Origin of the sequence: Agromyces sp. NPDC056523, from assembly GCF_042794545.1 — a bacterium.
Classification (GTDB): Bacteria; Actinomycetota; Actinomycetes; order Actinomycetales; family Microbacteriaceae; genus Agromyces.
Window position 1 is genome coordinate 491168 of the sequence record NZ_JBHTTM010000001.1, and the last position, 12348, is coordinate 503515.

General features: G+C 71.1%; 12 protein-coding genes. 8 read left to right on the forward strand and 4 right to left on the reverse strand.

Annotated features, from left to right (window positions below; all coding sequences use genetic code 11):
* Positions 1 to 48: 48 nt before the first annotated feature.
* A complete protein-coding gene (locus tag ACFQ58_RS02360; protein WP_376949141.1) occupies positions 49 to 1713 on the forward strand; it encodes an FAD-dependent oxidoreductase in 1665 nt (554 codons plus the stop codon).
* Positions 1714 to 1770: 57 nt separating this feature from the next.
* On the opposite strand, the gene ACFQ58_RS02365 is transcribed toward ACFQ58_RS02360, so the two are convergent.
* The gene (locus ACFQ58_RS02365; RefSeq protein WP_376949143.1) at positions 1771 to 2124 is read right to left on the reverse strand and encodes a DUF2200 domain-containing protein; all 354 of its coding nucleotides are present in this window, start codon (positions 2122 to 2124) and stop codon (positions 1771 to 1773) included.
* Positions 2125 to 2312: 188 nt separating this feature from the next.
* On the opposite strand from ACFQ58_RS02365, the gene ACFQ58_RS02370 reads away from it, so the two are divergent.
* Positions 2313 to 2870: a hypothetical protein gene (locus ACFQ58_RS02370; RefSeq protein WP_376949145.1), complete on the forward strand. Its 558-nt coding sequence runs from the start codon at positions 2313 to 2315 to the stop codon at positions 2868 to 2870.
* Between the two features lie 32 nt (positions 2871 to 2902).
* Here ACFQ58_RS02370 and ACFQ58_RS02375 read toward each other — a convergent pair whose 3' ends face one another.
* Complete coding sequence (locus ACFQ58_RS02375) at positions 2903 to 3988, reverse strand: LacI family DNA-binding transcriptional regulator (protein WP_376949147.1); 1086 nt, start codon at positions 3986 to 3988, stop codon at positions 2903 to 2905.
* A gap of 169 nt (positions 3989 to 4157) precedes the next feature.
* On the opposite strand from ACFQ58_RS02375, the gene ACFQ58_RS02380 reads away from it, so the two are divergent.
* The 5 genes from ACFQ58_RS02380 to ACFQ58_RS02400 all read left to right on the forward strand — a co-directional run bounded on the left by ACFQ58_RS02380 (position 4158) and on the right by ACFQ58_RS02400 (position 8932).
* Positions 4158 to 5009 carry an ABC transporter substrate-binding protein gene (locus ACFQ58_RS02380; RefSeq protein ID WP_376949149.1) on the forward strand — a complete coding sequence of 284 codons (852 nt, stop codon included), beginning with the start codon at positions 4158 to 4160 and terminating at the stop codon, positions 5007 to 5009.
* 88 nt (positions 5010 to 5097) lie between these two features.
* Complete coding sequence (locus ACFQ58_RS02385; protein WP_376949151.1) at positions 5098 to 5889, forward strand: amino acid ABC transporter permease; 792 nt, start codon at positions 5098 to 5100, stop codon at positions 5887 to 5889.
* Entirely contained in the window at positions 5886 to 6656 is a 771-nt protein-coding gene (locus tag ACFQ58_RS02390; protein ID WP_376949153.1) for an amino acid ABC transporter ATP-binding protein, read from the forward strand. Before ACFQ58_RS02385 ends, ACFQ58_RS02390 begins: the two co-directional genes overlap by 4 nt.
* A complete protein-coding gene (locus tag ACFQ58_RS02395) occupies positions 6656 to 7708 on the forward strand; it encodes a Gfo/Idh/MocA family oxidoreductase (protein ID WP_376949155.1) in 1053 nt (350 codons plus the stop codon). The genes ACFQ58_RS02390 and ACFQ58_RS02395 overlap by 1 nt, the downstream gene beginning before the upstream one ends.
* A gap of 48 nt (positions 7709 to 7756) precedes the next feature.
* The gene (locus ACFQ58_RS02400) at positions 7757 to 8932 is read left to right on the forward strand and encodes an NAD(P)/FAD-dependent oxidoreductase (RefSeq protein WP_376949157.1); all 1176 of its coding nucleotides are present in this window, start codon (positions 7757 to 7759) and stop codon (positions 8930 to 8932) included.
* 79 nt (positions 8933 to 9011) lie between these two features.
* Here ACFQ58_RS02400 and ACFQ58_RS02405 read toward each other — a convergent pair whose 3' ends face one another.
* The gene (locus ACFQ58_RS02405; protein ID WP_376949159.1) at positions 9012 to 10511 is read right to left on the reverse strand and encodes a DHA2 family efflux MFS transporter permease subunit; all 1500 of its coding nucleotides are present in this window, start codon (positions 10509 to 10511) and stop codon (positions 9012 to 9014) included.
* 77 nt (positions 10512 to 10588) lie between these two features.
* Between ACFQ58_RS02405 and ACFQ58_RS02410 the strand changes: the two genes are divergently transcribed.
* On the forward strand, positions 10589 to 11200 hold the full coding sequence (locus ACFQ58_RS02410) for a TetR/AcrR family transcriptional regulator (RefSeq protein ID WP_376949161.1): 612 nt from the start codon (positions 10589 to 10591) through the stop codon (positions 11198 to 11200).
* 43 nt (positions 11201 to 11243) lie between these two features.
* Here ACFQ58_RS02410 and ACFQ58_RS02415 read toward each other — a convergent pair whose 3' ends face one another.
* Entirely contained in the window at positions 11244 to 12221 is a 978-nt protein-coding gene (locus tag ACFQ58_RS02415; protein WP_376949163.1) for an SMP-30/gluconolactonase/LRE family protein, read from the reverse strand.
* Positions 12222 to 12348 lie beyond the last annotated feature (127 nt).

Below are 12348 nucleotides of genomic sequence, written 5' to 3' on the forward strand. Positions count from 1 at the left end.
CCGGACGTATTTTGACAATACCCCTAGGGTATTCGTACGCTGGATCGCATGACTCCACGGCGATACCTGATCATCGGGGGCGTCGCGGGCGGCATGTCCGCCGCGACCCGGCTCCGCCGCCTCGACGAGCACGCCCACGTCACGGTGCTCGAACGCGGCGCACACGTCTCCTTCGCCAACTGCGGCCTGCCGTACCACCTCGGCGGCGTCATCGAGGACCGTTCGAGCCTGCTGCTCCAGACGCCGGAGTTGCTGGGCAGCCGATTCGGGCTCGACGTCCGCGTCCGCACCGAGGCGGTCGCCATCGACCGCGCGGCGCGAACCGTGCTTGTGCGCGACCTGGGAACCGGCGAGGACTCCGAGCTCCCGTACGACGCGCTCGTGCTCTCGCCGGGTGCCACCCCGGTCCGGCCTGCGCTCCGGGGCGGCGAGCGCATGCTGACCCTGCGCGACATCGACGACGTCGACGCGGCCATGGCGGCACTGGATGTCGCGCCGCGCAGCGCACTCGTGATCGGCGCCGGCTTCATCGGCCTCGAGATGGTCGAGAACCTCGCGCGGCGCGGCCTCGAGGTGACGCTCGTCGAGCTCGGCGACCAGGTGCTGCCGCCGCTCGATCCCGAGATGGCCGCGCCCGTGGCCCAGCGGCTCCGTGACGCCGGTATCGACGTGCGGCTCGGAACGCAGGTGACCGCGCTCGGGTCCGACTCCGCGACGCTCAGCGACGGCACCACCGTGCCGGCCGAGTTCGTGCTCGGCTCCATCGGCGTGCGGCCCGACACCGGCCTCGCGAAGGCCGCCGGGCTCGAGCTCGGTCCGCGCGGCGGCATCCGGGTCGGCGACGACCTGCGCACGAGCGACCCGCACATCTGGGCGGTCGGCGACGCCGCCGAGAAGGTCGACGCCGTCTCCGGCGAGCCGCGGCTCGTCGCGCTCGCGGGCCTCGCGAACCGCCACGGCCGGCTCGCCGCCGACGCGATCACCGGCCGTGAGGTGCGGGTGCGCGACGCGTTCGGCACCGCGGTCGTCGGCGTCATGGGTCTCACGATCGCGGCGACCGGGTGGAACGAGACCCTGCTGCGCTCGCGCGGTCGCGACATCCGCATCATGCACACCCACCCCGCATCGCACGCCGGCTACTACCCCGGCGCCGAGACCATGGCGCTCAAGCTCGTCGTCGACGCCTCGACCGATGCGATCCTCGGCGTCCAGGCCGTCGGCGGCGAGGGCGTCGACAAGCGCATCGACGTCATCGCCACCGCGATGGCCGGCGGCCTCACCGCGTCCGAGCTCGCCGACCTCGAACTCGCGTACGCGCCGCAGTTCTCGTCGGCCAAGGATCCGGTGAACCTGCTCGGCTACGTCGCGCTCAACGCGGCCGAGGGGCTCACTCCGTCGATCCAGTGGCACGAGCTCGACTCAGCGGTCGCCGCGGGTGCCACCGTCGTCGACGTGCGCACGGCGGGCGAGGTGGCGGATGGCGCGATCCCCGGCTCGCTCCGGATCCCGCTCGACGACCTGCGGTCCCGCCTCGACGAACTCCCGCCCGGGCGGCTCGTCGTGCACTGCAAGGTCGGGCAGCGCGGACACACGGCCGTGCGACTGCTCGCGCAGCTCGGACGCGACGCCGTGAACCTCGACGGCGGCTACCTCACCTGGCGCGCCGGCATGGACTCGCTCGCCGACGCACGTCCCACCGCGCTCGCCGCCTGACGCGGCTCCTGCACCACTGTGACGAAAGGAACCCTCTCCCTTCTCAGGGGCTCGCGGTCAGGACCCGCGCAGGATGGAGGTCATCTTCTTGCCGCGGGCCAGCTCGTCGACGAGCTTGTCCATGTACCGGATCTTCTGCATCAAAGGATCCTCGATCTGCTCGACCCGCATCCCGCAGATCACGCCCGTGATCTCGGAGGCGTGCGGGTTGATGCCCGGCGCGTTCGCGAAGAACGTCTCGAGGTCGATGCCGTCGTCGATGGCGCGTTCGAGCCCCGCGTCGTCGTACCCCGTCAGCCAGGAGATGACCTCGTCGAGCTCCACCCGACTGCGGTCCTTCCGCTCGACCTTGGCCACGTAGAGCGGGTAGACGCTCGCGAAGCTGATGCCGAAGATCCGGTGCGGTGCCACGTCGCCTCCTCGGTCTGTGAATGGGTCGGCTCTCGTAGCGTACGGGAGCATGGCGGACCGCCTCATCGGCGATGGACTCGACCTCGAAATGCCCAGCGAGGCAACCATGCCCTCGACTCTCGCGGATGAACTCCAGTACCACCAGGCAGGTTCGATTTCACCCGGCGGCGTCGTACCCTGCTGCTGGGGTGACCAGGTCGATGAAGCGCACCGGATGGGTGATCGCCGCGTTCGCCGGCGGTGCATGCGCGGTGCTCGCGGTCATCGCCCTGGTGCTCGCTGCGAATCCGCCACCCCAGCAGACCTCGCTCGCGCCGTGGTATCCCGCGGCGAACGACTCGGGTGACCCGGCGTTCGCCGATTTCGAGAATCACGTGCCGTGCGCCGTCGACGATCCACCGTCGGAGCATTGCCAGCGGGTGAAGCTCGGTCTCGTGCTCTATCGCGATCCGCAGTCGAACGAGCCGACGACCTACCTCATGTCGCGCATCCGGGTCGGGGAGGGCGACGATCGCGAGGTGGACAGGGGGAGGTGGAGCATCGGACAGGGCACGGCGCTCGATCCCGACGCCACGGTCTACCGGCTCGAGACGGGCGCGCCCGAAGGCCTGGACCTCTACTGGGCGATCGGCGACGACATCCTGTTCATGCTCGACGAGCAGGGCATGCCCAGGGTCGGCGACGCGGCGTACGGATACGCGCTGAACCGCATTCCCCTCGGTGAGCGAACCGTCGCGCCGGAGTGACCACAGAGCCGTCTCGAGACGTGCGGGGTGCGTCAGCGGTCGGCCGGCCCGGCGATCGACTCCCGTTCGATGAGGTGCTGCTCGAGGACGCGGGTCACCGGGGGCCGGCCGTCGCCGCCGATCCGGCGGATGAGGAGCCGTGCGGCCTCAGCGCCGATCTCGTGGATCGGCTGCGCCATGACGGTGATGGCGGGGGTGGTCGCGCCGGTCCAGTCGGCGTCGTCGAACGCCACGAGCGACAGGTCTTCGGGGATGCTGCGGCCGAGCGCCCTGGCGACGCGGAAGACGGCGAGCGCGATGAGGCTGTCGGACGCGACGATCGCGGTGATCCCCGCATCGGGGTCCTCGAGCAGGCGCCGCGCCAGCCGCTCGACCCCGTCGCGCCGCGCGTTCAGGTGAACGGAGCTCGCCGGATCGGCGATGCCCGCGTGATCCAGCGTCTCGACGAATCCCTGCACGCGCTCGGCGACCGAGGATGACCCCAGCGCGTCGCCGGCGCGGTAGTCGTGCGGGTGGGCGATCGTCGAGATGAACGCGATGCGCCGGTGACCGGCGGCCGTGAGGAGCCCGGTCAATTGCCGGGCGCCTGATCGATTCGCGGCGATGACCGTGTCGACCTCGAGCTCGGGAGCTGCGCGGTCGAACAGCACGAGCGGGCGGCCGGCGTCGATGACCGTGCGCAGGTTGGCGGTGTCGACGGATGACGCGGGTGCCACCAGCAGGCCGTCGACGCGCTTGGCCAGCTGCACGCCGATCGCCTTCGCCTCGGTCTCGCCGTCTTCGTCGGAGTTCGACAGGATGAGGTCGAACCCGGCGGCGTTCGCGACATCCGCAGCACCGCGCGTGGCCTGCGCGAAGAATGGGTTCTCGATGTCGCCGACCACGATGCCCAGCGTGTTGGACCGGCCGGTGCTCATCGTGCGGGCGAGGGCGTTGGGTCGGTAGCCGAGCTGCTCCGCCGCCGCCTGCACGCGGTCGCGCACGGCCTCGCTCACTGCGCCGTAGTCGCCGAGGGCGCGCGCGGCGGTGGCCTTCGAGACCTTGGCGGCGGCCGCGACGTCCGCCACGGTCACCTCGTGGCGACCGTTGCCGTACCGCCCGTTGCCGGGTTCGCTCACAGTTCCTCCGCTTCGGATTGCGTTTCGGTCAGGGTGTTGACGCGACTCGGATCGTCGCGTACTGTCTCGGAAAACGAACTGAGACCGGTCTCAACATACGCGATTGAGACCGGTCTCAACAAGAGCAGCACCACCCGCAACCACGACCGCACCACACGAGAGGACCATCGTGACCATCCGCACCACCCTCCGCCGTACGGCCATCGCGGCCATCGCCGCGGCGTCGGCGCTCGCCTTCGCCGCCTGTTCGTCCGCCGGCGCCGCCCCGAACGACGCGGCCGCCGAGGACAACCCGTACCAGCTCATCACGCCCGGCCAGATCCGTGTCGCGAGCCTGGGTGACGCCAAGCCCTACACGTTCACTGACGAGGACGGCGAGTTCACCGGGTTCGACGTCGAGCTGTTCACCGATGTCGCCGAGCGCATCGGCATCGACGACGTCGTCTTCACGGGCCAGGACTTCTCGGGCCTGCTCGCGGCGGTCGCCAACGGCCAGTTCGACGTCGGCGTCGCGGCCATCGGCATCACCGATGAGCGCAAGGAGACGGTGGACTTCTCGGAGGGCTACCTCGCGGGCTACCTCACCGTCATGGCCAGCCCCGACGCGAACATCGCCGAGGAGGACGACCTTGCGGGGAAGCGCCTCGGCGTCGTGCAGGGCACCCTGCAGGAGGCCTACGCGGTGAAGAACTTCATCGACACCGAGCTCGTGCGCTTCCCCGACAACAACGCGGCCATCTCGGCCGTGAACAGCGGCTCGATCGACGCCCACTTCCTCGACTACGAGGCCGCCAAGGAGTACGCCGCCCAGTACGGGCTCGAGAACGCGATCGACATCCCGTCGTTCGACGCCCCGGCGGGCTTCGCGATCGCGAAGGGCAACGACGAGTTCAAGGCCGCGCTCGACGAGGCGCTCCTCGCGGCCATGGAGGACGGCACCTGGAAGGAGCTCTACCAGAAGTGGTTCCCGGGCTCGCCGATGCCCGAGCAGTACCTCCCGTCGAGCGAGCAGGGCGAGTAGCCGCACGACGTCCCGGTGCGGGTCGCGGCGCGACCTTCCGTCGCTCGCGGCCCGCACCGCCCACCGTTCCCGCGAACGAAAGCGAACCATGGACTGGCTCGACAACATCATCAAGACCTTCTTCGACTTCGAGGCCATGTGGCAGGTGTTCCCGCAGCTGCTCGGCATCGGCCTGGTCAACACGTTGGTCATCTCGATCTGGGCGACCGTGATCGGCATCGTCCTCGGCATGGTCATCGCGATCATGGGCATCTCGCCCTCGCGGTGGCTGCGCATCCCGGCGCGCGTCTACACCGACATCTTCCGCGGCCTGCCGGCGATCCTCACCATTCTCCTGATCGGCCAGGGCTTCGCCCGCTTCAGCCAGCAGCTGTTCGGTCCGTCGCCGTACCCACTGGGCATCCTGGCCCTGAGCCTGATCGCGTCGGCCTACATCGGCGAGATCTTCCGCGCCGGCATCCAGAGCGTCGACCGCGGCCAGCTCGAGGCGTGCCGCGCGCTCGGCATGAGCTACGGCAAGGCGATGCGGCTCGTGGTCGTGCCGCAGGGCGTGCGCCGCGTGCTTCCCGCGCTGGTGAACCAGTTCATCGCCATCGTGAAGGACTCCAGCCTGGTCTACTTCCTCGGCCTGCTCGTGAGCGAGCGCGAGCTGTTCCGGGTCGGCCAGGACGCCGCGGTCCTGACCGGCAACCTCTCGCCGCTGGTCATGGCCGGCCTGTTCTACCTGATCATCACCGTCCCGCTCACGCACCTCGTGAACTACTTCGACAACCGCTTCCGCACCGGACGCCGCAAGGCGACCCCGCCCAAGAGCGGCCTGGACGAGGTCGAGGAGCAGCGGGCCACCCCGGTCTCGCTCACCTACGGAGAGAACTCATGACGTACACCTCGCCCGTGCCCGTCGCCGACGGCCACTTCTACGAAGGATCACGCCTCGAGCTGCGGGGCCTGACGATGGCCTACGGCGACATCGAGGTCCTCAAGGACGTCACGATCGACGTGACGCCCGGCACGACCACGTGCATCATCGGTCCGTCCGGCTCCGGCAAGTCGACCCTGCTGCGCGGCGTGAACCGCCTGCACGAACCCAAGTCCGGTGACGTGCTGCTGGCCGGCCAGAGCGTGCTCACCCAGAAGCCCGACACGGTCCGTCGCCGCATCGGCCTCGTGTTCCAGCACTTCAACCTGTTCCCCGACCACACCGCGGAGCAGAACGTGGCGCTGGCTGTGCGGAACGTGAAGGGCCTGTCCAAGGCCGAGTCGCTGCGGATCGCCCGCGAGCGCCTCGCCGAGGTCGGCCTCGCCGAGCGCGCCGACCACCGGCCGCGCGACCTCTCGGGCGGGCAGCAACAGCGCGTCGCGATCGCCCGCGCGCTGGCCATGGAACCCGAGGTCATGCTCTTCGACGAGGCCACCAGCGCGCTGGACCCCGAACTGGTCAAGGGCGTGCTCAACCTCATGGCCGAGCTCGCCCAACGCGGCATGACCATGCTCGTCGTCACCCACGAGATGGGCTTCGCACGCAAGGTCGCCGACCAGGTCGTCTTCATGGACGAGGGCCGCGTCGTCGAGTCCGGCGCACCCGCCGACCTCTTCGATCGCCCGCAGAGCCCGCGCCTGCAGCGATTCCTCTCGGAGGTCCTGTGATGACGGATGCCGCGCGGCGCCAGATCCGCACCGCGGTCATCGGCTTCGGCACCTCGGGTCGCATCTTCCACGCGCCGTTCCTCGCGGCCGATCCCGACTACTCGCTCGACGTCGTCGTGACGCGCGACCCGTCCCGGAGCGCGGCGGCGTCGACGCGGCATCCGGCGGCCCGCATCGTGGCGACGCCCGAGGAACTGTGGGCGGATGCCGCGGAGCTCGACCTCGTCGTCATCGGCTCGCCGAGCGGCACGCACGCCGCACTCGCCGACACCGCGCTCGACGCCGGCCTCGACGTCGTGGTCGACAAGCCATTCGCCGCGACCGCCGACGAGGGGCGCGCGTTGGTCGCCAAGGCCGAGCGCCTCGGCCGGCGCCTCACGGTGTTCCAGAACCGGCGGTGGGACGGCGACTTCCGCACGCTCCAGGGGCTCGTCGCGGCCGGTGAGCTCGGCGACGTGCGCCGCTTCGAGTCGCGGTTCGAGTGGTGGCAGCCCGAACCCGCCGCCTCGTGGAAGACCGAGGCCTCGGCGGCGGAGGCCGGCGGCATCCTCTACGACCTGGGCACCCACCTCATCGACCAGGCCGTGCAGCTGTTCGGGCCGGTGTCCGACCTGCACGCCGAGATCGCGCGGCGCCGACCAGCCGCCGCTGCCGACGATGACGTGTTCCTCGCGCTGCAGCATGCGTCGGGGGTGATGTCGCACCTCTGGATGAGCGCCGTGGCACCACAGTTCGGTCCTCGGTTCCACGTGCTCGGAGCGCGTGCCGGATACACCTCGTGGGGCCTCGACCCGCAGGAGCCGTCGCTCATCGCCGGCGCGCTGCCGGGCGACCCCTGCTTCGGCGAGACGCCCGAGGCTCGCTGGGGCGTGCTCGGCGCCGACGGCGACACCCGGCGAGTGCCGACGCAGCGCGGCGACTACGGCGAGTTCTACCGCCGCCTCGCGGTGGCCCTCCGCGACGGCGGGCCCCTGCCCGTCGACCCGGCCGATGCCGTCGCGGTGCTCGAGCTCATCGAGCGGGCGCACGCGGCGACATCCGTCACCGCCTGACCGGTCGCTTCGACCTTCGACACCTCGACACAGGAAGAGAACCACAGAATGACCACCACCCAGCCCAATCACGTCGTCGTCATCGGCGGGGGCATCCTCGGCGCGTCGACCGCGGCGCATCTCGCCCGCGGCGGCGCGCAGGTGACGCTCGTCACCGCCGGGTCGCTCGCGGACGGGGCATCCGGTCGCTCGATCGCCTGGCTCAACTCGTCGGGCGACCGTTCGGCGGCGTACCACTACCTGCGACTGATCGCCCTCGATCGCTACCGCACGTGGGCGGCGCGTCACCCCGAGAGCCGCGCCTACCTTCGATTCGACGGCGCGCTCAAGTGGGCCGGCCCCGGCCAGAGCTTCGCCGAGACGTTCGCGTTCGAGCGGGCCGGCGGCTACGACGCCGTCTGGGTCCACCGTGCCGACGTCGCCCGCGTCGCTCCCGACGTGGATGCCGACGCGGTCGCCGAGGAAGGCGCGATCTTCAACGCCGGCGAAGGCTGGGTCAGCCTGCCGGACCTCATCGCCGCACTCGTCGCCGAGGCCGCTGCCGACGGCGCGCGGGTCATCGAACGGGCCGGCGATGTGCGCGTCGAGGTGCAGGACGGCGTCGCGACGGGCGTGATCCTCGGCGACGGCGCGCGACTGCCGGCCGACCGGGTCGTGCTCGCGACCGGTCCCGCAGTCCCGGCCGACCTCGCCGCCCTCGGCGTCACGATCCCGGATGCCACGCCCGCCGCGTTCGTGCTCTTCACCGACCCCGTGGACGTCGAGGTCGCGACGGTGCTGAACACGCCGCGCGTGGCCGTGCGCCCGACGCCCGATGGGCGGCTCGTGCTCGATGCGGACTGGGCCGAGCAGTCCGTGCTCGTCGGCGACGACGGGTCGATCACCGTGCCCGAGGAATCGGTGCAGGGCCTGCTCGACGAGGCATCGAAGGTGCTCGCGGGCAACCCGAAGCTGACCGCGCACCGCGTCGGCGCCGGGCTGAAGCCGATCCCCGGCGACGGCGAGCCCGTCGTGGGACCGGTGCCCGCGATCGACGGCCTGTACGCCATGTTCACGCACTCGGGCGCGACGCTCGGGCTCGTGCTCGGCGAGCTGGTGGCCGAGGAGATCCTCACCGATGCGCCGTCGCCCGTGCTGAAGTCGTTCCGCCTCGACCGCTTCGACGCCGCCTCGGTTCCCGACGCGGTGGGCACGGGCGCGTGGGCACCGGTGCCCCAGCGCTGATCCACCGAGACACGGGAGGTGTCCCCGCCCCGGCGACATACGCCGAGGCGGGGACTCCGTCGTTTCGAGCGCGGTCGGCTCAGCTCGTGAGCACCGCGACCGGTTCGGCGGTCGTCGCCGTCAGGTCCTCGTCGGCTGGCCCGGCGCCCGCGGCCGACGCGCGTGCCGCACGCCCGGCCGGCAGCAGGAGGGCGATGAGGGCGGATGCCGCAAGCACCGCCGCGCCGACGAGCACCGCCGGCTCGGCACCGACCGCGTAGTCGACGGGCGTGAGCTCGCCGCCGGCACCGGTGAACACGGCGGTGGACACGGCGATGCCGAGCGCGACGCCCACCTCTCGCAGCATCGAATTGGTGCCGCTCGCCTTGGCGTGGTCGTCGGGCACCATCGACGCGAGCACCGCGGTCGACGAGGGCGCGAACACGAGTCCCATGCCGACGCCGGCGACGATGAAGGGCACCACGTAGGCCGAGTACTCCACCGACGCGTCGAGCAACCCGGTGAGCCAGAAGAGCGCGCCCCCGAGCAGGGCGAGCCCGGCGACGATCAACGCCCTGGTGCCGACGCGCGGCGCGATGAACCCGGCGAGCGGGGCCACGACCATGGGCGCGAGCGTCCACGGCGAGGTCTGCAGCGCGGCCTCGAGCGGCGTCGCGCCCTGCACGACCTGGAGGAACTGGATCAGGATGAAGATCGAGCCGAACGCCCCGAAGCTGAAGCCGAAGCCCACGACGTTCGCCACCGAGAAGCTGCGGTCCCGGAAGAGCCGGAGCGGCAGGAGCGGTGCGCTCGCCACGGCCTCCCATCCGATGAAGGCCGCGAGCAGCACCCCGCCCGCGATGAGGCTGCCGAGCACTTCGAGACTGTCCCATCCGGCGTCGTTCCCGCGGACGATGCCGTAGACGAGGGCGAGCAGGCCGAGCCCGGAGAGCAGCAGTCCGATCACGTCGGCCCGAAGGCGGGCGCCGAACGAGTTCGGCAGTGCGAGGAGCGCCAGGGCGACCGACACCACACCGACCGGGACGTTGATCCAGAAGATCGCCTGCCACGCCCAGCCCTCGAGCACGGCGCCGCCGATCAGCGGCCCCGTCGCGACGCCGAGGCCCGCGACGCCGCCCCAGATCCCGATCGCGAGCGGACGGCGCGCGACCGGCACGCTGCCGGCCAGCAGCGTGAGCGAGAGCGGCATGATCGCCGCGGCGCCGAATCCCTGCAGCGCCCGCGCCGCGATGAGCTGGCCCGGGTCGGACGCGAGGGCCGCGAACGCCGAGCTCAGCGTGAAGACGACGATGCCGATGAGGAACAGGGTGCGGCGGCCGAACCGGTCACCGAGGGCGACCGCCATCAGGATCGAGCTCGCGAATGCCAGCGTGTAGGCGTTCATGAACCACTGCAGTTCCTCGACGGATGCCCCGAACTCGGCGTGCAGCACGGGCAGCGCATTCGTCATCACGAGGTTGTCGAGGGTGGCCATGAACATGGGCAGCGCGGTCGCGACGAGCACGAGCCACAGCGGACGCGGACGCCGCGACGTGGTCGCCCGGACGGGCGGCTCGGCGGCTTCGAGGACGGTGGACACGACGGCTCCTTCGATGTGCGTGGTTGTTATCGGATGATTACTTCGCACTGTAGTAATTCACTGATAACATGTCAAGCGTGACGATCGAAGACGTTGCCCCGGCCGCCCGCATGAAGGCCGCCGATCGTCGTGAGCTGATCCTGCAGGCGGCCACGGCGGTCTTCGGCGCCAAGACGTACGTGGGCACCACCACCGACGAGGTCGCACGCGCGGCCGGCGTCAGCCAGCCCTACGTGGTGCGGCTCTTCGGCACGAAGGAGAAGCTCTTCATCGAGGTCATCGAGCGCGCCTACGACCGCCTCATCGACGAGTTCCGGCGCGCGCTGCCCGGTGACCTCGACGGCCGGGCTGAGCGGATGGGCCGCGCGTACACGGGCCTCCTTGCCGAGCGCGGGATGCTGCCCGTCATCGCCAACTCCACCGCACTCGGCGGCGAGCCGACGATCGGCCGCGTCGCCCGCGCCGGGTTCAGCCGCATCTGGCGGTTCATCCGCGACGACGCGGGCTTCAGCCAGGAGGAGACCCGGGCCTTCATGGCCACCGGCATGCTCATCAACACGATCGTCGGGCTCCGGCTCACCGGTGACGATGGCGACGAGGTCTCGGCCACCGAGGTGCTCGAGGCCTGCTTCCCCGATGCGGTCGACCAGGTCCGCTCGCTGCTCCCGGCGGTCGACGAGCCCTGGTGACGGCGAAGGGCGGATGGCACGCGCCATCCGCCCACTGATCAGCTCAGCTCCAGGGCGACCCGACGACGTCGTACGGGCCGGTCGCCACGGACTCGTCGAACTTGCTGTCGACGGCGAGCAGGCGGCCGCGCAGCATCTTCGCGGTCGTGTAGACGCGATCCGGATCGCTCGCCTCCTGCGAGCGCAGCGTCGCCTTCGTGCCGTCGGCGGCGAGGTGCAGGGTCGCGACCATCCTCGAGAAGTTGCGGATCACGGTGAGGTCGTTGCCCTCGCGCACGAGACCGTCGGCGTTCACGAGGTCGGCGCCGCCGGTGGCGACCTCCGAGACCGCGCCGTCGGAAGTCGCGAAGCGCCACAGCCGACCGGTGTTCCCCTGGGCGACGACGAAGGCGCTCTGGTCGGCGGTGAGCACGATGCCCCCGAGATTGAAGCCGCTGAGCCGCTCGACCGTCCCCGTGGCATCCGCCCACAGCTCGGCCGACCAGCCGCCGGGGCCCTCGGCGACGCGGAAGACCTGCGGGTCGTTCGAGTTCGTGAAGTACGCGGCGCCGTCGGGGCCGATCGCGACGTCGTTGAGGAACGCATCGCCGGCGGGAACGCGCAACGCCGCGAGCAGTTCGCCGTCGGGCGCGTAGACCCACAGGTCGGGCCGGCCGGGCTGCCCGATGCCGTTCGGGCCGCCGGCGATGTAGACGTTGCCGTCATCGTCGACCGTGACGCCGCGCGCGGTGAAGCGTCCGTCGGTCCCGTCACCGGCGAGCCACTGCTCGGCTGCAGGGTCCTGAACGCTCCCGCGGTGGATCTCGCCACCGGTGACCTCGCTGACGTAGAACAGGCCGCGGCGCTCGTCGGCGCCGATGCCCTCGAACTTCGACCCGCCCTCGTCGGCCGCGAGGGTGTAGCGGTCGGGACGGCCGGCGTCGGCGGCGGATGCCGCGCCGGCACCGGCGGTGAGCGCGGTCGCGGTGATGCCGGTGGTGAGGCTCGCCGCGGCGAGCAGGGTGGCGATGGTGCGTTGCATGATGCTCCTCGAATCCATCACGTCGGGATCGACGCGTCATCCCAGCGTGCGGCGCCTCCGGAGGGCCTCGCGTCGGGCGATCGGCTGCGTCTCGATAGCCGATCGGATGATGCCGGCATCCACCCGG

Bases quoted from the DNA above. Each gene is read 5' to 3' on its own strand.
- ACFQ58_RS02360 (WP_376949141.1), top strand. From the start codon at position 49: ATGACTCCACGGCGATACCTGATCATCGGGGGCGTCGCGGGCGGCATG.
- ACFQ58_RS02385 (WP_376949151.1), top strand. From the start codon at position 5,098: ATGGACTGGCTCGACAACATCATCAAGACCTTCTTCGACTTCGAGGCC.
- ACFQ58_RS02390 (WP_376949153.1), top strand. From the start codon at position 5,886: ATGACGTACACCTCGCCCGTGCCCGTCGCCGACGGCCACTTCTACGAA.
- ACFQ58_RS02395 (WP_376949155.1), top strand. From the start codon at position 6,656: ATGACGGATGCCGCGCGGCGCCAGATCCGCACCGCGGTCATCGGCTTC.
- ACFQ58_RS02400 (WP_376949157.1), top strand. From the start codon at position 7,757: ATGACCACCACCCAGCCCAATCACGTCGTCGTCATCGGCGGGGGCATC.
- ACFQ58_RS02415 (WP_376949163.1), bottom strand. From the start codon at position 12,221: ATGCAACGCACCATCGCCACCCTGCTCGCCGCGGCGAGCCTCACCACC.